A 22,067-nucleotide genomic window follows, 5' to 3' on the forward strand; every position below is an offset into this window, starting at 1 on the left:
CTTAAAGGTTTATTTATGTTTTTAGCAGTATTCATTGGAGCAAACTTTTAATGGAAATAGAACTATTGTGGTTCGTGGTTACCCTTTGCTTAACAGGGGCTATTGCTGGTATCACGGCAGGTCTGTTTGGTAACGGTGGAGGGTTCGTCGTCGTTCCAGCATTGTTAGCGGTATTTCCGTTTTTCACCCCTCCTTCAGAAGAGTTAGTTAAAGTCGCTATAGGGACTTCCCTCGCTTCAATTGTAGTGTCAAGCGCACGATCTGTTATGGCACACCGCGCGAAAGGCGCAGTAGATTTTGACATTCTCCGCTCTTGGAGTGTATGGCTTGTGTTAGGTGTAATTGGCGGCGTCATTATTGCCAACAATACCAGTGCAAATGGCTTAACCGTCGTGTTTGCTGCAGGCGTACTTCTTTACTCGGTTTACTTTCTATTTCCAGAGCTTGTTGTTAGACCAGGTTTAGTGTTCTCTATGCCCAAAGGTATAGGAAAAGCAATTTTGGCATTTGTGCTCGGTGGTTTTTCTGCCCTATTGGGTATTGGTGGAGGAACACCCACTGTGATCACTATGGTGATGTGCCAGCGCACTATTCAACAGGCCGTCGCAACTGCGGCCGGCGTTGGCTTTCTAATAGGTTTACCAGGTGCGATTGGCTTTTTATTCATGAGCCACTCAGAAACAGCCACCCTACCTGTGGGCACTATTGGTTACATTAACATTCCTGCGCTTATAGCAATCAGTATCGGTTCAATTTTTACCGCCCCAATTGGTGCAAAAATGGCTCATAATTTTAGTGAAAAGAAACTAAAACGCCTGTTTGGCATTTATTTGGTCATTGTATCTAGCGCCATGTTTTATAAAGCAATGTAGTGTTTTAAACACAAACAATAAGGAAGAATCGACATGTCTTATAGTCGTTCGAGACGTTTATTTTTAGGTGGTACCGCTGCTGCTACTGCTGTAGGCGCAAGCGGTATTATTACATCCAGTGGCGTGAGTGCGGCGTCTACCATGCCAAAGGTAAACTTTGGCCCCAAAGCTGGAGTGGCAAAGCTAAATGCTAATGAAAACCCCTTTGGCCCGAGTCCTGCTGCCTTAAAGGCCATTTCAGAAGCCGCCGCACAAGGTGGAGCTTACTATGCCTACCCCGCAGCGATGACCTTGCTGGACATGATTGCCGAGCGTCATGGAATTACCCGAAAGAACATTTCCATGAGCGCAGGATCGAGTCCCATATTGTCTTACGCTGCAATAGCCGCAAGCAAAAAGGGACGAATTTTAGGGCCAGATCTGTTCTGGGATACCACATCAAAAGCGCCTGAAAAACAGGGAGCCCCAGAGATTGTTCGCATTCCCAATACAGCCGACTTGAGCATTGACCTTGATGCGATGTACGCCGCCATTGATGACTCCATATCCATGGTTCATATTTGTAACCCTAATAACCCAACAGGAAAAATTTTAGATCCTGACAAGCTTAGAGCGTTTTGTATAAAAGCCTCTAAGAAAACCCTAGTGTTAGTGGATGAAGCTTATAACGAAATTATTGACGATCCCCCTAAGCATTCTATGATCCCTCTGGTTAAGGCTGGCCATAACGTCATTGTTGCTCGTACGTTTTCTAAAATATACGGGTTAGCCGGGCTTCGTGTGGGATACTTGATTGCCTCTGAAGAGAATACGGCGTGGATCAATAACTATGGCATGGCTGGCTACACGTTAAACCAAACAGGCCTAGCGGCGGCCATCGCCAGTTACAACGACGATGCTTTTATTACCTTTTCAAAGGAAAAAATTGTTGAAGCAAAAGGCTTAGTGATGGATGCGCTTAAAGCCAATGGCCTCTCTGCACTTCCCTCAAGCACCAACTTCATTTTTGTCGATTTAGGTAAAGGCGACGCTGATCTTTTCCAAGCTGCGATGGCGGAAAAAGCGGTATTGATTCGCGGCACCTATCGCTCGTATACCAATTGGTCACGGGTAAGCATGGGTAAAATTCCAGATGTTAAGCGTTATATCGATGCCATTCCTTCTAGCTTAGAGGCTATGTACAAAAAACAAAACAGTTAACACATAGGTAGCGCCATACTTCCACTCTGGCGCTACTTCTTTTATTTCACCCTCTTTCCCAAAAAGTCTAATACGTATAAAAGTCACCTTTGTCATATACTCTAGTCATTGAAATACAATCTAACCGTAGGTGAGTCTTTTAGCGAGTTTGAAAGCACTTAGCTTGCGTGAATGGATTTATTGCACATACTCTATTAAAAGTGCTATCCGTAACGCCCATTGAGGAGGCTTTATATGGCGATACCTGTATTAGTAGCAGATGACTCAAAGTTGTCTAGGCGCAGTGTTATACGCTCGCTTCCTCCAGAATTAGAGTACGACATATCAGAAGCGACGAATGGTAAAGAGGCGATCGCGTTACTAGCGCAACAAACCTTTGACCTCATCCTGCTCGATTTAACCATGCCTGAAGTCGATGGCGTCGGCGTTTTGGAGTACCTTTCAGCGCAGGAAATTAAAACTAATGTCATTGTTATTAGTGCAGATTTTCAACCCGAAAAACAACGTATAGTTCTGTCACTCGGCGCAAAGCGTTTTATCCGCAAACCCCTCGATAAAGAAGAGCTTGCCATGACTATGTTTGAATTGGGGTACTTATGAGCATTGTATTACCACTTGACGAAGAACAGCGTGATGCCTTGCAAGAGCTACTGAATATCTCTATGGGTCAAGCGGCGAATTCACTGGCGCAATTAATTGAAACGAAAATAGACATTTCTATCCCCAAAATCACATCGGTCACGCCAACACAGCTTTACACTTTACTTTTTGAAACGCAAAATGCTTTTTACACTCGGCAATCGTTTTTAGGCGACGTTCATGGCGAAGTAATGTCAGTACTATCGCAATCGGGGTTAAATGAGGTGGCTAGTTTAATGGAGTATGATGCACCATTGAGCAAAGAGGATATCCAGGAAATTATTCTGGAGCTCTCAAATATCTTAGCCGGGGCATGTCTAGCGGGCCTTTCCGAGCAATTAGAGCTGTCCACAAACTTGAATATGCCAACCCTATTCTCTCCGCAAAAGGCAAATTTCGATGAGCTACAATGGCAGCACAGCCTTGTTATGGAGGTACAGTTCGCTATTGCCATTTCCTCTTTCTCCATGCGCGTTGTCTTTTGCTTAGACGATGAGTCACTCACTCGAATGAAAGCGACTCTCGACGAACTGCTTGCCTAATGTTTGAACAACTCGTGGGTAAATTACCTGTCGGGATCGCCGTGGTCGATGCGCAATTCCAGGTGATTTACCTTAACGATTTTTTTCTCGATAGGTTGCCCCACGAATGGCGAAACACCTATAAAAAAACGCCCGTTACCGACATTTTTACTGAACAGGGGAAGTTTTTAAAACGCCGACTCAAATCGGTATTTGTGCTGCGCCATCCTAGCTTCAGTTATTGGGAGCAGCGCCCCCATATTTTTCCTTTTAAAAGTAGCCGCCCTATAACGGGGGAAGAAACACAGATGTACCAGAATATGGAAATTCTGCCTATCAAAGACAAGGAGTCTGGCAATACCTATGCGTGTATCTTTCTACAAGACGTCACTGCACAAGCCAGTTACTTTCGAGCCCAACAAAAACTCTCTCATGCGTTAAAGCAAGAGCACGAGGCACAACGAAAATTAATTAAAAAACTCGACTCAGCACAAAGCCATCTTATCCAGGCTGAAAAAATGGCGTCTACAGGGCAACTGGCCGCAGGCATTGCCCATGAAATTAATAACCCTATTGGCTTCGTTAATGCCAATTTGGATACGCTTAGCCAATATGCGTCTCACCTTGTGGCTATATGTGACGGCGTTGAAACTCACCTTTTCGACATGGAAGGCGAACTAAAAGAGCAAATCAAAGCACTGTATAACAGTAATCGCTATGCCTTGCTTAAAGACGACATTCATGAATTACTCGTTGAATCTCAAGACGGCTTAACGCGAGTAAGAGATATTGTAGAGAACCTTAAACAATTTTCTTTAGACAACAAAGAAGGGATGCAGGTCATCGAATTAAAAGGGCTGCTAGAACAGCTCATTAAACTCATATCAACGCAATACGGTAAACCTCAATACAAATTGCAGTGTGATGCAGAACGTCTCCAGATTATTGGGGATCCCAGTATGATAAAACAGGCATTAATGAATATTGTGCTAAACGCGGCGCAAGCCATCGAAGAAAAGGGTTTCGTTAAAATAACCCTCTTAGAGCAGGAAGATACCGTAACAGTAAAAGTGCTTGATAGTGGAAAAGGCATTCCTCCCCAATTACACAAACGTATTTTTGAGCCCTTCTTTACCACTAAGCCTGAAGGCCAAGGCCAAGGGTTAGGGCTGTCAGTCGCGTACACTGCCATTGAAAAACATAAAGGAAAAATCACGGTAAGCAGTAAACAAGACAAAGGGACTGTCATTGACATTTGCTTGCCTAAATCTCAGCCTGACCTTATTGATGAGACTTAGCCGTTAACATAAAACCTCTCGACGCTATTCCTTTGCTTGAAATGCAACTTTCTATAGGGAATATTCTGCCTAAGGTATAATATTGTGCTTTGCAGGAAGTTTAAGGCGCTGAGGACAGTTTTACCCTTTCGCGGGCGCTTATCTTTATTCAGAGGCGCTATTCTCCATCTTCAATCTTAGGCATAAATGAATATAATTCACGCCAGTTAACCAACTACCGCTATTGATGGCATCGTGATAAAACAAGGTTACATACTAAGTCGCTCTACTATAAGCATTGGCAATCAAAGCTACGTTGAACTGTGGGTGGCCACCGAAGAAGGCGCAGTTTGCTTACATAGCGACCCTCAGTATCCAAGTTGTTTTATTGCTGCTTCTGAAAAAGCCAAGCTGACCACATTGGCTAGCCAAAATAACCTAGATATTCGCTATAGCGATGATGACTTTCGAACCTTAGAACAAACCCCCGTCATTACCGTGAAAACTGCCAATGAGTCCACCATGCATCAACTTAGGGGATTAGCTAAGGATCACGGAATAACCTTGTTTGAAGCAGATATTCGACTTGCCGATCGTTTTTTAATGGAAAGGTTTATTTATGGCGCACTTGAATTTTTCTGTCCTAGCAACATAGAACATAGCCATAAGGGTATACCAAACACAATTAAACAGGCCAAAGTGCGTGCGGGTCATTACACGCCGTCACTCACCTCAATCAGTTTAGATATTGAATGTGATGAGCATGAAAACTTATACAGTATTGCTATCGCATCTTCACAGTGTAACCAAGTCATTGTTGTGAGAGATCCTGCGCATCCAGCACGCTACATCACTGACAACTTGCCCTTTCAGATAGAGGAGGTTCATTCAGAATCAGCCTTGCTGACGAAAACCATGGGGACAATTAATGCTATCGACCCCGACATTATTATGGGCTGGAATATCAAGCAGTTTGATATGGCAGTTCTGTTTCGACGTGCGCAAAAAGCTAAGCTAACGTTCACCATTGGACGTAATAATAGCGCCTTATCTATTCGCCAGTGGGAAGGGCAGACATGGGTTGATTTACCGGGCAGAGCCGTTATAGATGGGATTGAAGCTTTAAAAACAATGACTTATCACTTCGATTCTTTTTCTTTGGATAATGTATCACGGCAACTTCTTGGCAAACAAAAGCTTATACAATCCGAAGATAAGCTAGCTGAAATAAAAAGGCTATACAAAGAAGATCCTATCGCGTTAGCCAAATACAATCACGAAGACTGCGTGTTGGTCAACAACATTGCCTCTCAAACAAAATACATTGATTTTTTAATTCTTAGGGGAACGTTAACTGGTTTAGATATTGGGAGGCCAGGTGGCTCTGTTGCTGCATTCCTAAACGTCTACCTACCCAAACTCCATCGTAAGGGCTACGTTAGCGGCGTTCGGCCAGAAAACGGAGGGCTCGCGAGTCCTGGCGGCTATGTTATGACGTCTCAGCCTGGTCTTTATGATGATGTGCTGGTGCTAGACTACAAGAGCCTATACCCCTCTATTATCAGAACCTTTAAAATCGATCCCTTAGGGTTAGCTGAAGGGTTAAAGCATCCAGAAACCGCTATTCCCGGTTTTAAAGGCGCCATGTTCAGCAAAGAGTCACACTTTCTCCCTGCTATTATTGATAATTTGTGGAAGCAAAGAGACGAAGCTAAAAAAGCAAAGGACGCGCCTCGCTCCCAAGCCATCAAAATATTAATGAACTCGTTTTATGGCGTATTAGGCAGTGGGGGTTGTCCCTTCTACGATCCACGACTAGCGAGTTCTATCACGCTAAGAGGCCATGAGATAATGCAAACCACGGCGAAGTGGATAGAAGAGCTAGGCTATGTGGTGATATACGGCGATACTGACTCAACCTTTGTACACATAGAGGGTAATACTGATTTAGGTACTCCTCAGCAAACCGGCGAAGCACTAGCCAAGGAAATAAACCAGCGGTGGCGTGAGAAGCTGAAGAAAGAAATGAACATCACGTGCTTTCTGGAAATTGAGTTTGAAACGCATTTTTCAAAATTTTTTATGCCCACTATTCGCGGTTCCGTACTGGGCAGTAAAAAACGCTATGCAGGGATCAAAGTAAACAGCTCATCGAAGGAAATTGTATTTAAGGGCCTTGAAAACGTCCGTTCTGATTGGACAGAGCTTGCTAAGCAATTTCAGTATGAGTTATATAGCCGCGTTTTTAACGATGAACCGGTTATTGGCTATATAAAAACGCTGATACAGCAAGTTCGTGAAGGGAAAATGGATGAACATTTAGTTTACTCGAAACGCCTTCGAAAGCCATTAAGTGAGTACGTGAAAGCTATGCCGCCTCATGTTAAAGCGGCAAAACATGCCGACAATCTTAATAAGCAACAAGGATTGCCCCTACGGTATCAAAACAATACCAGTGTATCCTATGTTATTACCCTCGCAGGGCCACAAACCTTGGAGCATGTGAGTGCGCAATACGATTACCAACACTATATCGATAAGCAGATTAGGCCTATCGCAGACAGCATTTTACCTTTAATCAACCTTAGCTTCGATAACATCACTGCCGACCAATTACCGCTATTTTCATAACCTCACGTAACATACCTGTGCGTGACGATCCCTGCCCCATGGTATGAAGATATTTCATTGCTTCGTATCGATTTAACAAAAATCTAACCCTCCTTGAACAAAAACTTTTTCAACTAAAATCGTAACATACTGTTTATTAAAATTTTTATATCTTGGCATAAAGCATGTATCAGTCATGGTGACGAAAAGTTTCGCTCATTGATTTAGCGAAATCATTCAATAAAGAAGGAGTTTATTATGAAAAAGCTTACATTATCTGTACTGATCGCGAGTGCTATGTCTCTACCGGCAATGGCGGGAGATCATGACCATAAAATTTCTACGCAATTTAGCGCATTAGATTCTGATGGCAACGGCGTACTAGATAAAGAAGAACTGAAAGATAGTCAATTAAAGGACATGCTATCTAAAGTCGATAGCGATGGCGATCACACTATTACCCGTGGAGAATTTGACGGGTTTGTAGATGAGCACCCTCGAAAGTTTAGCGATGACATTGTGGCTTCGGTAAAAACGAAAGGAACCACAGATGCGATGCTGACGAAATCAGTAAGCAAAAAAGTAGTCAGCCGAACTGACGGTGAAGTGATCAGTGAGAAGAATCGCGAGTTACGTACCGAAATGCATGCTACTGCGGATGTGAAGTTCGATAAAGTGGATAAAAACAATGATGGTGAACTTACCCTCAATGAATTAACGAAATCCGACGTTAAGGGTAATTTCGACAAAATGGACATGGACGAAAATAACCTCATTACGCGTATGGAGTACCGCAAATATTTTGATTCGATTGATCAATAATATTACCTGCAACAAACCAAGTACCTAAGGCCTCTTCACTGAGGCCTTTTTTATTGCTTTTATTAACGCTTAAAACCAAGCCGATAGATAGGACTGTGGGTTGAGTCTAATTTATAGGTTAAACACGTATTAATGTAAAACCTTTGTAAATGACTAAGATATGTACTACTGTGTATTTTGCTTGTTGTAAAATAAAGTTGTTAGCATGCCTAAAAACCCGTGGATGGTCGTTTCTCTATTACTCGCTTGTGTTAGCGTACAGGGCAATATTTACGCCGGTTCGTTTTCTATTACCATCAACGCTAGTGCAACCATAGACGCTACCACTGAGAGCCTTTTTTTATCAGCCGTAGACTTCTGGGAGTCTTCACTGCTTGGCACACAAGAAGACATTGATATCAATTTAGTCATTGATGCCTCCACGCCCACCATTGACGGTATTGGCAATGTGCTTGGCTCAGCCTCTAATCGTAGCGCCTCGTACCTAATTGATAATGGTCTATTTCTTTACGCTACATTGGGCTCCATGCGGTTCGACATTACTGATATTAGGGGGATGAATCAAACCTCCATTTACAACATAATTCTGCATGAGATGGCGCACGTCATTGGTTTTGGTACCTTGTGGAACTCAGACCGTTTTCGCATATCTGGCTTTCAAGATGTTTATGAAAATGGTTCCGGTGAATATACGGGTGAGTACGCCTTAGCTTTGTATCAAGAGATATATGACTCAAGTGCCACCTTTGTGCCTATAGAGTTAGACGGCGGCTCTGGTACCGCAAATTCGCACTGGGACGAAGGCTTTATCAATGATCCTAGTGAATTACTCACTGGCTATTTAGACCCCAATCCTTATGTCAGCGACATCAGCTTAGCCTCATTTGCCGACATCGGCTATGTTGTTCAGCTTTCGGATGGCCGTATTTTAGGTATTGTCTCAGCCCCAACGGGCTTTGTATTTCTGGCCTTTTTCATGGGAATTTCCCTGACCAGAGCACACATCAAAAGGCCCCGTGACTAACCTTTAATTCTTCTAAGGGCATTGGATACTCTACTTATCCCTACACCGCCCCATAGGGTGCTCCAGCGCGGGCTTCAGTGATATATAAAGAATGCAGTTTTATTGGAAACGATCTAGCTACTCAGTAGCCAATTCTTTGATATGAAGTACCATCCAGCCGTTGATATAAATATTGCGAGGTCGTCTAGCATCGTAAATGGCGCCTGTTGAAACCAACTCATCTACCTGACTTTTATTAAGGACTAGATTGTCTACACGATAATAGTTACGTAGTAATAGCGCCTTATCGAATTTCGCGTGCTGATTTGGCGAGACTGGTGTGGTATGAGCGATGTTCCCTACTTTAAATGTAAAAATGTCATCAGTAATGTTGAGCACCTTCATTGGAACATAGCGAAAACGAACATCAGAAGAAGGGTCAATAGCCCTATAATCTACATAGAAGAAGTCATTTTTCCGTGGATCTGCCAAAACTCTTTGCTTCTCATTATTTTCTATTAGCGCGTTACCCAAGAAAATAAATGCAATTAGCAAAAAGCATATAAGCTCTAAATGCTGTTTAAATACAGCCGTAATGGGTTCCAGTTGAAAGTTCCCACGAAAGTACGCTGGGTTATTATTGAATGGCAAAGATGACATACCCACCTCCTGATTGTTGAGTATTTTTTATACCATACCGTTTTATCCCTGAACTGTCTAAGATAATGGGGTCAGAGTAAATTTCGAATACCGTAAAAGTACTCTGACCCCATTATTTTTTCTTTTTATAAACGCCAGAAAGCAAAAAACCCGCCGTAAGGCGGGTTTTTCTAATAGGGACTTGGCAGTGTCCTACTCTCACATGGGGAAACCCCACACTACCATCGGCGCTAATACGTTTCACTTCTGAGTTCGGAATGGGATCAGGTGGTACCGTATCGCTATGGCTGCCAAGAAAAAACTGTTTAACAATTCGGGAAAGATAATATTAATTCAATCAGTGAGTAACTACTTTTTACTCTGTCTTGCTTTTAGCTTGTCTTTGCTTACAACGCCAACTTCTCACGAAGCCTTTTAGGCGTTGTATGGTTAAGCCTCTCGGGCAATTAGTACAGGTTAGCTTAACGCCTTACAACGCTTCCACACCCTGCCTATCAACGTCATCGTCTATAACAACCCTTCCAGACCTTAAAGGTCAGGGATGACTCATCTTTGGGCCGGCTTCCCGCTTAGATGCTTTCAGCGGTTATCCGTTCCGAACGTAGCTACCGGGCAATGCCATTGGCATGACAACCCGAACACCAGCGGTTCGTCCACTCCGGTCCTCTCGTACTAGGAGCAGCTCCCATCAATCATCCAACGCCCACACCAGATAGGGACCGAACTGTCTCACGACGTTCTAAACCCAGCTCGCGTACCACTTTAAATGGCGAACAGCCATACCCTTGGGACCGACTTCAGCCCCAGGATGTGATGAGCCGACATCGAGGTGCCAAACACCGCCGTCGATATGAACTCTTGGGCGGTATCAGCCTGTTATCCCCGGAGTACCTTTTATCCGTTGAGCGATGGCCCTTCCATACAGAACCACCGGATCACTAAGACCTACTTTCGTACCTGCTCGACGTGTCTGTCTCGCAGTCAAGCGCGCTTTTGCCTTTATACTCTGCGACCGATTTCCGACCGGTCTGAGCGCACCTTCGTACTCCTCCGTTACTCTTTAGGAGGAGACCGCCCCAGTCAAACTGCCCACCATACACTGTCCTCGATCCGGATCACGGACCAGAGTTAGAACCTCAAGCATGCCAGGGTGGTATTTCAAGGATGGCTCCACGCGAACTGGCGTCCACGCTTCAAAGCCTCCCACCTATCCTACACAAGCAGGCTCAAAGTCCAGTGTAAAGCTACAGTAAAGGTTCACGGGGTCTTTCCGTCTAGGTGCGGGTACACAGCATCTTCACTGCGATTTCAATTTCACTGAGTCTCGGGTGGAGACAGCGTGGCCATGGTTACACCATTCGTGCAGGTCGGAACTTACCCGACAAGGAATTTCGCTACCTTAGGACCGTTATAGTTACGGCCGCCGTTTACCGGGGCTTCGATCAAGAGCTTCGTCCGAGGACTAACCCCATCAATTAACCTTCCGGCACCGGGCAGGTGTCACACCCTATACGTCCTCTTACGAGTTTGCAGAGTGCTGTGTTTTTAATAAACAGTCCCAGCCACCTGGTCACTGCGGCCTCCATGTGCTTACGACGCGAAGTCTTCACACACAGAGGCGTACCTTCTCCCGAAGTTACGGTACAATTTTGCCGAGTTCCTTCACCCGAGTTCTCTCAAGCGCCTTAGTATTCTCTACCTGACCACCTGTGTCGGTTTGGGGTACGGTTCATATAATCATAAGTTTAGAAGCTTTTCCTGGAAGCAGGGCATCAACAACTTCACCACCTTAAAGGTGGCTCGTCTCGTGTCTCGACTTTAAGAACCCGGATTTACCTAAGTTCTCGGTCTACGCACTTTCACTTGGACAACCAACGCCAAGCTTGCCTAGCCTTCTCCGTCCCTCCATCACTGATTATATAAGTACGGAAATATTAATCCGTTTCCCATCGACTACGCATTAGATCGGAAGCTTAGGGGCCGACTTACCCTGCCCTGATTAGCATGGGACAGGAAACCTTGGTCTTCCGGCGTGGGAGTTTTTCACTCCATTATCGTTACTCATGTCAGCATTCGCACTTGTGATATGTCCAGCAAGCTTTACAACTCACCTTCATCCACTTACACAACGCTCCCCTACCCAGCAAGTAAACTTGCTGCCGCAGCTTCGGTATATTGCTTAGCCCCGTTACATCTTCCGCGCAGGCCGACTCGACTAGTGAGCTATTACGCTTTCTTTAAAGGGTGGCAGTGATACAGCCAACCTCCTAGCTGTCTGTGCCTTCCCACATCGTTTCCCACTTAGCAATATTTTGGGACCTTAGCTGGCGGTCTGGGTTGTTTCCCTCTCCACGACGGACGTTAGCACCCGCCGTGTGTCTCCCGGATAGTTCTCATTGGTATTCGGAGTTTGCAAAGGGTTGGTAAGTCGGGATGACCCCCTAGCCTTAACAGTGCTCTACCCCCAATGGAATTCGTCTGAGGCGCTACCTAAATAGCTTTCGAGGAGAACCAGCTATCTCCGAGCTTGATTAGCCTTTCACTCCGATCCACAAGTCATCCCCTACCTTTTCAACGGGAGTGGGTTCGGTCCTCCAGTCAGTGTTACCTAACCTTCAACCTGCTCATGGTAGATCCCCGGTTTCGGGTCTATACCCAGCGACTAGCGCCCTATTAAGACTCGCTTTCGCTACGCCTACCCTATACGGTTAAGCTTGCCACTGAATATAAGTCGCTGACCCATTATACAAAAGGTACGCAGTCACCCCGAAGGGCTCCCACTGCTTGTACGTATACGGTTTCAGGTTCTATTTCACTCCCCTCACAGGGGTTCTTTTCGCCTTTCCCTCACGGTACTGGTTCACTATCGGTCAGTCAGTAGTATTTAGCCTTGGAGGATGGTCCCCCCATGTTCAGACAAAGTTTCTCGTGCTCCGTCCTACTCGATTTCACTTCAAAGATCCTTTCGCGTACGGGGCTATCACCCACTATGGCCGCACTTTCCAGAGCGTTCCGCTAAAATCAATGAAGCTTAAGGGCTTTCCCCGTTCGCTCGCCGCTACTAGGGGAATCTCGTTTGATTTCTTTTCCTAAGGGTACTTAGATGTTTCAGTTCCCCTCGTTCGCCTCGTTACGCTATGTATTCACGTACACGATACCTAGGTAAACAGGTGGGTTTCCCCATTCGGACATCTGTGGCTCAAATGCATTTTGTCGGCTCACCACAGCTTTTCGCAGACTTACACGTCCTTCATCGCCTCTAACTGCCAAGGCATCCACCGTATACGCTTCGTCACTTAATCCTTCACCCTAGCCGGCGATCAAACTCTTCAATTAAATATATCGAAATATGAATCGTCGTTGTGACACTCTTAACGAGTGCCCACACAGATTGTCTTGTCTAAATTGTTAAAGAACTAAGTAGCTTCGCTACTTTCCACTAGAAGCCGTTGCTTCTTAGTGACTCACCCTGCTCGAGTGAGGTGCGCATTTTACATCGCTTATTTTCGATGTCAACCTTGTTTTTAAACTTTTTAATTGTTTGAAAACTTGGTTTCGCACTTGATTCCTCGATTGCTTCGTTTTGCTTGCGCCTTGGTAAGGAGGTGATCCAACCCCAGGTTCCCCTAGGGTTACCTTGTTACGACTTCACCCCAGTCATGAAACACAAAGTGGTAATCGTCCTCCCGAAGGTTAGACTAACTACTTCTTTTGCATCCCACTCCCATGGTGTGACGGGCGGTGTGTACAAGGCCCGGGAACGTATTCACCGCAGTATTCTGACCTGCGATTACTAGCGATTCCGACTTCATGGAGTCGAGTTGCAGACTCCAATCCGGACTACGACATTCTTTAAGGGGTCCGCTCCACATCACTGTCTCGCTTCCCTCTGTAAATGCCATTGTAGCACGTGTGTAGCCCTACACGTAAGGGCCATGATGACTTGACGTCGTCCCCACCTTCCTCCGGTTTGTCACCGGCAGTCTCCTTAGAGTGCCCAACTTAAGGCTGGCAACTAAGGACAAGGGTTGCGCTCGTTGCGGGACTTAACCCAACATCTCACGACACGAGCTGACGACAGCCATGCAGCACCTGTGTCTGAGTTCCCGAAGGCACCAATCTATCTCTAGAAAGTTCTCAGCATGTCAAGTGTAGGTAAGGTTCTTCGCGTTGCATCGAATTAAACCACATGCTCCACCGCTTGTGCGGGCCCCCGTCAATTCATTTGAGTTTTAACCTTGCGGCCGTACTCCCCAGGCGGTCTACTTAGCGCGTTAGCTTCGCTACTCACGACTTAAAGTCACAAACAGCTAGTAGACAGCGTTTACGGTGTGGACTACCAGGGTATCTAATCCTGTTCGCTACCCACACTTTCGCACATGAGCGTCAGTCTTTGGCCAGGGAGTCGCCTTCGCCACTGATGTTCCTCCAGATATCTACGCATTTCACCGCTACACCTGGAATTCCACTCCCCTCTCCAAGACTCTAGTCTGCCAGTTCTAAATGACTATCCCAGGTTGAGCCCGGGGCTTTCACATCTAGCTTAACAAACCGCCTGCGTGCGCTTTACGCCCAGTAATTCCGATTAACGCTCGCACCCTCCGTATTACCGCGGCTGCTGGCACGGAGTTAGCCGGTGCTTCTTCTGTTGTTAACGTCACGGCTAGCAGGTATTAACTACTAACTTTTCCTCACAACTGAAAGTGCTTTACAACCCGAAGGCCTTCTTCACACACGCGGCATGGCTGCATCAGGGTTTCCCCCATTGTGCAATATTCCCCACTGCTGCCTCCCGTAGGAGTCTGGACCGTGTCTCAGTTCCAGTGTGGCTGATCTTCCTCTCAGAACAGCTAGAGATCGTTGCCTTGGTAAGCCATTACCTTACCAACTAGCTAATCTCACTTGGGCCTCTCTTTGCGCCGGAGCCTAAGCCCCGTTTGGTCCGTAGACATTATGCGGTATTAGCAGTCGTTTCCAACTGTTATCCCCCTCGCAAAGGCAAGTTCCCAAGCATTACTCACCCGTCCGCCACTCGTCATCTTCTAGCAAGCTAGAAATGTTACCGTTCGACTTGCATGTGTTAGGCCTGCCGCCAGCGTTCAATCTGAGCCATGATCAAACTCTTCAATTAAATATATTTAAGCCCCCTCAGAACGTGGAGCGCATTATAGATAGCTAGACATAAAGATCAATACTTAAATGAGATTTTTTTGCTTTTTAGATCATTTACGCACTCAAACGTCTATTTTTACAGCATTCCTTACCTTTCCATACGCCTTTAGACTACTTTTTTCACATTCTGTTGTTCAAATTGTTACAAATGAGTAAACTATGACCAGCCTCCAATATGATAATAAACACTAGAAAGGTAGGTATATGAAAGTAGGCTTTATTCAATGCACTGTAATTAGTGCAATTTTTGCAATAGCAGGTTATTTGTTATTTTCTTCTGCTAGTTTTAATACTCACATTCCACTTACGGTGTCAGGCTCTCTGTTACTCAGTGGAATACTTACTCCTTGGCTGGCGTCGCTTCTTAACTCTACGCCCTCTTCTTCATCGGAATCTTCTAATAGTGCAATCACTGAAACGTTATATGTGGGTAACTTACCCTATCGTGCCAATGAATCTGCAGTAAAAGAATACTTCGGAAGTTTTACCGATGTTCAATCTGTGCGTTTAATGAAGGATCGCAAAACAGGGAAAAGAAAAGGGTATGGGTTCATTGAGGTTCTGACTGATGACATTGAGACAGTAATCAATAAAACCAATGATTCTATTTTTCAGGAACGTACTCTTAAGGTACGACCGGCGAAAGATAAAGTTGAACATGCGTAAAATAAAAAACCTGGGCTAGCCCAGGTTTTTTTTATTCTTCTGTTTGTTGCGGTACTGCGTTAAGTAACTGCTGATTAAACGAGTGGAACCGGTTAATCGCTGTCACTAAATCAGGTACTTGCACATCTTCCATTTCGTTAATGATCCCAGCGATCAATGAATTATAGTCTTCGCCTGATTCTAACGTATTTGTGGCGTTTTCAAATGCACTCATCATTTTCTCAAGATATTGAGAAATGGGACTAACAATGCTTCCGTACTGATTTTCTACTTCACCGTTTTCACTGTAGTGCTGAATATTCTCGTAGGCCTTAACCACTTCAGCCTGTGTGGTTCGGTTAAGTTGCAATGCGTAACCGACGAGTTCCTTATCATCGAACCCCAAGGTTAGGGCTTGTTCAAATGCTTTGTCTACATCACCATTGTAAAAAGTATCAGCGAGATCCTGTGTTTGCTCCACCAAGTCAGCAATGGCGGTAAGCTCTTCTTCGTCTAACTCCCCTTTTAAAGAAAAGCTAATTCCATTACTTTCGAAGTACTGATAACGCTCTACCTGCTGCGAAGATGAACCTTGGTTATCTTCGTTGCTGGTGTCGGCATCCTGGTTATTCTCACTCGCACTGTAAAATGACGACGCACTAAATTGCTTTACGGATTCAAAACGTAGTTGAACTTCGTCACCATCTTTTGTGCGAATTAACAAACTTCCCGATTTGGCGTCGGACATATTTAATGCATTTAGCTCGCTCGCATTCACACCGGGATTAAAAATATCTGTCTCTAACTCATTTATACCGGTATCGATCAGGTCTCTGCTGCGTGTAATGCCTTCTTCAATTTCATCGTTCATAAAACCGGCAAGATCTTTTTCTGCCATCGCAAAGCCTTTACTCACCCCTTCTCGCGCTTGCGAAAATAGGTTGTTAAGCTTTTCATCATTCGCGCCACCCTCAGCTGCACCACGAATAACACCACCAACAAAATTAAGTACATTCTTTGCCACTTTTTCAAAATCGAATAGGCTCGTTTTCCCACTCTCTTCTGACGATTGACTGTCCTGTGGGCGCTTTCCATCAATGCTCACATTTTGGTTCAAAGCGCCGCTAACGACCTTTAAACCAATGGTGGTCTGAGAGCTATTCACCGTCACTGTGGCTGCCTGTTGCTTTGCAAATTCAGCGGCTTGTTGTAACCCCTCTTTCTGAAGCTGCTGCTTAATAGCATCATTGGGGTGAACAGCTGCCTTTTCATCGGCTTTTTGGTCGCCCATAAAAGCCTTAACTTGACTGACGTTCATAATTAGATCCTCACTATCCTCATTAGTGGTTATCGGCAGCAAATGCACTTTGTTTAATTTTAGTACTAAAAAACTTTCCTCACACGTGCTTTACTCGTTGCACATATAATAGAAGTCACTACAATTCGCCCACTTTGTTTTATCTGCTAATCACTAAATGGAGAGCCCAATGACAGTACCTGGCCATCAAGAATATCAAACACAACTGGATGAAAAGGTATCAAGACTAACGCAGTTGCTTTCTCCTTTTAGTGCTCCCGCTCCTAGCGTGTTCGCATCAGCCCCTGTTCATTATAGAATGCGAGCAGAGTTTCGCGTATGGCATGAAGGTGACGATCTCTATCACATCATGTTTAATCAAGAGACCAAAGAAAAATACCGCGTTGACCAATTTGCTCCCGCATCTAAAACAATCAACGACGCCATGACAGCGCTACTCGAAAAAGTAAAGCCGTCTGACGTTTTGCGCAAAAAGCTTTTTCAAATAGATTACCTTTCCGCTCTTTCTGGTGAATTAGTCATCAGTCTTTTGTATCACCGACAGCTAGACGATGCGTGGGAAGCCGAAGCCACTAAGCTACGGGAAGCGTTGCAGTTACAATTTCCCGCAGTCAATATTATTGGCCGTGCCCGTAAACAGAAAAGGGTAATAGGCGGCGATTTCGTAATAGAACGTTTACCTGTGAATAGTCATACCTTTGTCTTTAAGCATATAGAGAACAGCTTCACGCAACCAAATGCAGATGTGAACTGTAAAATGATTGAATGGGCATTAAACTGTGTGGCTCCTCTGAAAGGTGACTTATTGGAAATGTATTGTGGTGCGGGAAACTTCTCAATCCCTCTCGCGCTTCACTTTGATAATGTCATTGGAACAGAAATTGCCAAGCCTTCGGTACAAGCTGCACAGTACAACATTGAAAAAAACAACTTGGACAACGTTAAAATAGTTAGGCTTGCGGCGGAAGAATTTACTGAAGCGATGAAAGGTGAGCGTACGTTTAGCCGCCTTGAAGGGATTGACCTATCTGCCTACAACTTCACTACCGTGTTGGTCGACCCTCCAAGAGCAGGCTTAGATCTAGATTCTCTTAAAATGATCCAAGATTACGAAAATATTATCTACATCTCCTGCAACCCTGAAACCTTGGCAGAAAATTTAACCCACCTTTGCGAAACACACGATATCGCGGAATCAGCGTTATTCGACCAGTTTCCTTTTACGCATCATATTGAGGCTGGCGTGTTATTAACCAGGAAGGGGTAAATAGCGCTGATGGTGCTAATAGACTAGCAATACGCTTTATTTAAACGACTGAGTTGTTGCGCCCATTTGTACAAAACGCAACTGGGCCTTAACTCTTTCACCAATTTCTAATCGTAGTTTTGTGTCGGCCTCTAGCGCTTCGGCACCTGCACTAAATACCAGCCTAACCATGGCGTCAGCTTGTAATTGTGCAATACGGTATTCGACACCCTGCCGCTCAATAATATAATCGGTGAGCTCTTCCACGAAATGTTGAATCTCTCTAAACACCGCCAGCCGATAAGCGCTTGACGTACCGGTATGCTCCCTCAACAACAAACGAAAAACATTTTTGTTAGCGGCAATGAATTCCATAAAGGTTTCAACTGACGTGTTAATGACGCCTCCACCCGACGCAATGCGTCGCCTAGCCTGACGCATAAGCTGACGTAAAGCTAAACCCGCTTCGTCAACCAGCGTTAAACCCAGCTCATCCATATCCTTAAAATGACGATAAAATGAGGTAGGTGCAATACCTGCTTCTCTCGCCACTTCACGCAAACTAATGGCGGATAAACTGCGATTTTCATCCAACAGCGAAAATGCGGCGTGAATAATGTTTTGGCGAGTTTTTAACTTTTGTTCTTGACGACTCACGGAAGCCCCAATTAATTAGAGAGACATAGTTTAACGCAACTTAACGCCTAAGTAGAGCCGAAATTAGGCGATTAAATTGGCGAAATTTCCTTATCTAACAGGCTACTGATGAGCATTTGCTCAAATTTAGCCCCATTAACGCTTCGCGTAAACTACACTTAGAGTTTACAGATGTCAGCAGAACTTATAAGGGTTTTACTTGCCTGACATTGAATAAAACGATAAATTGGCGCACAGTTGTAAGCTGAGTTGTAAATCATGAATAAACCACCCCTTATCTTAACCAATGTATTGGTATTTCTCATTACCGGTGCAATTGCGTGCATTGGTGTACCTGTATGGATTGCACACCACGGAATTGATTGGGCAGAAATTGGTACTGCTATTTTCTTGTTCTATTTCACGGGAATGTCGATTACCGCGGGATATCACCGTCTTTGGTCTCACAAAACCTATGATGCAAATATTGTTGTTAGAATAATATTAGCAATCGGGGGCGCTATGGCGCTTCAAAATAGTATCTTGCATTGGTCTTCCGATCACCGCGTGCATCATCGTCATGTGGATGACAATGATAATGACCCTTATTCAGCGAAAAAAGGCCTATGGTTTGCGCATATAGGTTGGATGCTTCGCGAATATCAAGCCAAACGTTACGACGATTATGGTAACTGTAAAGACTTGCAAAAAGACAAAGTCGTGATGTGGCAGCACAATTATTATTTGCCTATTGTATTAGCCGCAAACTTCGGCATAACCGCCTTATTAGGTTGGTTAAACGGTGATGTATTGGGCATGGTACTTATTGCAGGTGTACTTCGATTAGTATTAGTGCATCACGTGACTTTCTTTATCAACTCCCTTGCGCATTTCTGGGGAAGTCAGCCGTATACGGATAAAAATTCAGCCCGTGATAACGGCGTTTTAGCGTTCTTCACCTTTGGTGAGGGTTATCACAACTATCATCACATTTTTGAGTACGATTACCGAAACGGTATTCGTTGGTATCAATTCGATCCTACAAAGTGGTTAATTAGAGGACTTTCTTACTTAGGGCTTACCCATAATTTACGTAAGGTGCCTGAAGAAAGAATAGAAAAAGCACGGGCTGCAATGCAATTGCAACGAGCCAGTGAAAAAGCCTCGCTATTACCAAATGCTGAAGAGGTAATGCATACAATTCAAGCTGAATATGATTTGTTGATGCAAAAAATGTCAGACTATTATGCAACTAAAAAACGTTTAATGCGGCTTAAGCAGAAAACCATTAAACGCAGTATTGAGGGGCTCGAACTTACCTATAAATATAAAGAGCTTAAGCATGCGTTCGCGTTGCAGAAACAGAAGTGGCTGCACCTGCAAAGCCTTTCGTTGCAACCCGTGTAGCTATTTTCCCCATCATTCTATTACTTCGTCTTTTAAGGAGCCCATGTAAAGTGATTTATATGGGCTTTTTTGTTTATTTGGCATTTGCGACTAGAGTTGAAATTACAAAGCGGGTAACGTAGTCCACACTAGGTAGTGTTTATTTACAGTTAGTTAGACGATTTTAAGAATAGGAAGCAGCTATGGCGGCAAAGCAGAAAAAGGCGACAACCCCCTCTTCATTTCATTACGATGCCATTGTAATAGGAACAGGTCCTGGCGGTGAAGGCGTAGCTATGCAGCTAGCAAAAGCCGGCAAAAAGGTTGCCGTGGTTGAACGATACGAAGCCGTTGGCGGCGGGTGCACACATTGGGGTACTATTCCTTCTAAAGCGTTACGTCATTCCGTCAGCCGGCTCATCGAATACAATAGCTCTCCTTTATTTGCTGACAACCACCTTAGCCGTAGTCTTACCTTTTCAGAAATCATGCATCACGCCAGCGGTGTAGTAAAAAGTCAGACTCGACTTCGCGCCTCATTTTACGATAGAAACAGGGTAACCTTATTTCATGGTGAAGCAAGTTTCGTTGATGCTCATACCCTTGAAATAACGCGTCAAGATGGCTCAAAAGATACCGTTACAGCGGCGCAGATCGCCATTGCCACAGGCTCTCGCCCTTATACGCCTAGCGATATTGACTTTACACACCCTAGAATATACAACTCAGACACCATCTTATCCTTAGATCACGATCCTAAGTCCATCATCATTTATGGTGCAGGGGTCATTGGTTCTGAGTATGCCAGTATTTTTAGAGGTCTGGGTGTGAAGGTTGATTTGGTGAACATGCGTGATCGCTTACTTTCTTTCCTTGATACAGAGATATCTGATGCCCTAAGCTACCACTTGTGGAACAACGGTGTGCTTATCCGTCACAATGAAACGTACAAGTCGGTTGAAGCTACTGACGATTCAGTAATATTAAATTTAGAATCCGGTAAACGTATGCGAGCCGATTGCTTATTGTTTGCAAACGGAAGAACCGGTAACACCGACACGTTGGGATTACAAAATATAGGTTTAAAAGCCGATGGGCGTGGTCAGCTCAGAGTTAATGAAAACTACCAAACTGAAGTAGACAATGTGTATGCAGTTGGTGATGTCATTGGCTATCCAAGCTTGGCTTCCGCCGCCTATAATCAAGGTCGCTTTGCAGCAGAAGCCATGTTAGAAGGCAAAACTCACGCCGAGCTTGTGGCTGACATCCCTACCGGTATTTATACCATCCCCGAAATCAGTTCTGTGGGAAAAACGGAACAAGAGCTCACTGCCGCTAAAATTCCATATGAAGTAGGCCGCGCTCAATTTAAGCACTTGGCAAGAGCGCAAATTGCCTCAACGCAAGTAGGCAGTTTAAAAATTCTCTTCCATAGAGAGACGAAGGAAGTGCTGGGTATCCACTGCTTCGGAGAGCGTGCTTCCGAAATTGTTCATATCGGACAGGCGATTATGCAACAAACCGGGGAAGGAAATACCATTGATTACTTTGTGAATACCACTTTCAACTACCCTACAATGGCTGAAGCATATCGAGTGGCTGCGATTAACGGATTAAATCGGATATTCTAAAAAGAGAAATTTTAGAGGAAAAAAAACCGACACTAGGTGTCGGTTTTTTATTGAGATTAGTTTCGGTTCGCTGCTAATGTATTTTGCGCTGAAAGCGCTTCTCTATGAGCTACGATATCGATGTGCATCTTCTCTTGGTCAAATGTCATAGTGGCAATAGCATAGTCTCCAAGACTTTCGCTTGCTACATTTACCATTTTTTGTTGTGCATCACGGAAACGAATGTTGCTGCTAATTTTGTCAGCCATACATTGGTTATTCATTTCGAACGATTTAGCGTCCATACAATCGAAAAGCTGATTGTCATCAGATCCCGCATGCGCAATACCAAAAGTGGATAATAAGGCTAATCCTAGTACTACTTTACGCATGGTTTTTCTCCTGTGTTACAGTTCATCACTGTTAATTGTTACTATAATGTATATACAT

Annotated in this window: 16 protein-coding genes and 3 rRNA genes; 12 read left to right on the plus strand and 7 right to left on the minus strand. The window is 44.5% G+C overall.

Annotation, left to right across the window (positions count from 1 at the left end; all coding sequences use genetic code 11):
• The first annotated feature begins 50 nt into the window (after positions 1–50).
• The 8 genes from EP13_RS15480 to EP13_RS15515 all read left to right on the plus strand — a co-directional run bounded on the left by EP13_RS15480 (position 51) and on the right by EP13_RS15515 (position 8,965).
• Positions 51–872, plus strand: a complete 822-nt coding sequence (locus EP13_RS15480; protein WP_044058068.1) for a sulfite exporter TauE/SafE family protein — start codon at positions 51–53, stop codon at positions 870–872.
• 33 nt (positions 873–905) lie between these two features.
• Positions 906–2,072 (plus strand): pyridoxal phosphate-dependent aminotransferase, encoded by a 1,167-nt coding sequence (locus tag EP13_RS15485; protein WP_044058069.1) that lies wholly within the window; start codon positions 906–908, stop codon positions 2,070–2,072.
• Between the two features lie 234 nt (positions 2,073–2,306).
• Positions 2,307–2,672, plus strand: a complete 366-nt coding sequence (locus EP13_RS15490) for a response regulator (RefSeq protein ID WP_044058070.1) — start codon at positions 2,307–2,309, stop codon at positions 2,670–2,672.
• Positions 2,669–3,253, plus strand: a complete 585-nt coding sequence (locus EP13_RS15495; protein WP_044058071.1) for a chemotaxis protein CheX — start codon at positions 2,669–2,671, stop codon at positions 3,251–3,253. The genes EP13_RS15490 and EP13_RS15495 overlap by 4 nt, the downstream gene beginning before the upstream one ends.
• The gene (locus EP13_RS15500) at positions 3,253–4,530 is read left to right on the plus strand and encodes a sensor histidine kinase (RefSeq protein ID WP_044058072.1); all 1,278 of its coding nucleotides are present in this window, start codon (positions 3,253–3,255) and stop codon (positions 4,528–4,530) included. Before EP13_RS15495 ends, EP13_RS15500 begins: the two co-directional genes overlap by 1 nt.
• A 234-nt stretch (positions 4,531–4,764) precedes the next feature.
• A complete protein-coding gene (locus EP13_RS15505; RefSeq protein WP_044058073.1) occupies positions 4,765–7,140 on the plus strand; it encodes a DNA polymerase II in 2,376 nt (791 codons plus the stop codon).
• Positions 7,141–7,377: 237 nt separating this feature from the next.
• Positions 7,378–7,941: an EF-hand domain-containing protein gene (locus EP13_RS15510; RefSeq protein WP_044058074.1), complete on the plus strand. Its 564-nt coding sequence runs from the start codon at positions 7,378–7,380 to the stop codon at positions 7,939–7,941.
• Between the two features lie 205 nt (positions 7,942–8,146).
• Positions 8,147–8,965 (plus strand): leishmanolysin-related zinc metalloendopeptidase, encoded by an 819-nt coding sequence (locus tag EP13_RS15515; RefSeq protein WP_044058075.1) that lies wholly within the window; start codon positions 8,147–8,149, stop codon positions 8,963–8,965.
• A 117-nt stretch (positions 8,966–9,082) separates the two neighbouring features.
• On the opposite strand, the gene EP13_RS15520 is transcribed toward EP13_RS15515, so the two are convergent.
• The 4 genes from EP13_RS15520 to EP13_RS15535 form a co-directional block, all read right to left on the minus strand.
• Positions 9,083–9,604 carry a hypothetical protein gene (locus EP13_RS15520; protein WP_044058076.1) on the minus strand — a complete coding sequence of 174 codons (522 nt, stop codon included), beginning with the start codon at positions 9,602–9,604 and terminating at the stop codon, positions 9,083–9,085.
• A 179-nt stretch (positions 9,605–9,783) separates the two neighbouring features.
• Positions 9,784–9,899, minus strand: a 5S ribosomal RNA gene (rrf, locus tag EP13_RS15525).
• A 130-nt stretch (positions 9,900–10,029) separates the two neighbouring features.
• Positions 10,030–12,906, minus strand: a 23S ribosomal RNA gene (locus tag EP13_RS15530).
• Between the two features lie 296 nt (positions 12,907–13,202).
• Positions 13,203–14,735: ribosomal RNA gene (locus EP13_RS15535) — 16S ribosomal RNA — on the minus strand.
• The 16S, 23S and 5S rRNA genes sit together here, the layout of an rRNA operon.
• A 245-nt stretch (positions 14,736–14,980) precedes the next feature.
• Here EP13_RS15535 and EP13_RS15540 point away from each other — a divergent pair.
• Positions 14,981–15,442 (plus strand): RNA recognition motif domain-containing protein, encoded by a 462-nt coding sequence (locus tag EP13_RS15540; protein ID WP_044058077.1) that lies wholly within the window; start codon positions 14,981–14,983, stop codon positions 15,440–15,442.
• Positions 15,443–15,473: 31 nt separating this feature from the next.
• On the opposite strand, the gene EP13_RS15545 is transcribed toward EP13_RS15540, so the two are convergent.
• Entirely contained in the window at positions 15,474–16,739 is a 1,266-nt protein-coding gene (locus EP13_RS15545; RefSeq protein WP_044058078.1) for a DUF5610 domain-containing protein, read from the minus strand.
• 169 nt (positions 16,740–16,908) lie between these two features.
• On the opposite strand from EP13_RS15545, the gene trmA reads away from it, so the two are divergent.
• Complete coding sequence (gene trmA, locus EP13_RS15550; protein WP_156026768.1) at positions 16,909–18,006, plus strand: tRNA (uridine(54)-C5)-methyltransferase TrmA; 1,098 nt, start codon at positions 16,909–16,911, stop codon at positions 18,004–18,006.
• A 36-nt stretch (positions 18,007–18,042) separates the two neighbouring features.
• Here trmA and fabR read toward each other — a convergent pair whose 3' ends face one another.
• Positions 18,043–18,642 carry an HTH-type transcriptional repressor FabR gene (gene fabR / locus EP13_RS15555; RefSeq protein ID WP_044058080.1) on the minus strand — a complete coding sequence of 200 codons (600 nt, stop codon included), beginning with the start codon at positions 18,640–18,642 and terminating at the stop codon, positions 18,043–18,045.
• Between the two features lie 258 nt (positions 18,643–18,900).
• Here fabR and EP13_RS15560 point away from each other — a divergent pair, with 258 nt between their 5' ends.
• Positions 18,901–20,028 carry an acyl-CoA desaturase gene (locus EP13_RS15560; RefSeq protein WP_044058081.1) on the plus strand — a complete coding sequence of 376 codons (1,128 nt, stop codon included), beginning with the start codon at positions 18,901–18,903 and terminating at the stop codon, positions 20,026–20,028.
• Between the two features lie 182 nt (positions 20,029–20,210).
• Complete coding sequence (gene sthA, locus EP13_RS15565) at positions 20,211–21,638, plus strand: Si-specific NAD(P)(+) transhydrogenase (protein WP_044058082.1); 1,428 nt, start codon at positions 20,211–20,213, stop codon at positions 21,636–21,638.
• Between the two features lie 56 nt (positions 21,639–21,694).
• On the opposite strand, the gene EP13_RS15570 is transcribed toward sthA, so the two are convergent.
• Positions 21,695–22,009: a hypothetical protein gene (locus EP13_RS15570; RefSeq protein ID WP_044058083.1), complete on the minus strand. Its 315-nt coding sequence runs from the start codon at positions 22,007–22,009 to the stop codon at positions 21,695–21,697.
• Between the last annotated feature and the right edge of the window lie 58 nt (positions 22,010–22,067).

The sequence above is a fragment of the Alteromonas australica genome (assembly GCF_000730385.1).
GTDB classification, from domain to species: Bacteria; Pseudomonadota; Gammaproteobacteria; order Enterobacterales; family Alteromonadaceae; genus Alteromonas; species Alteromonas australica.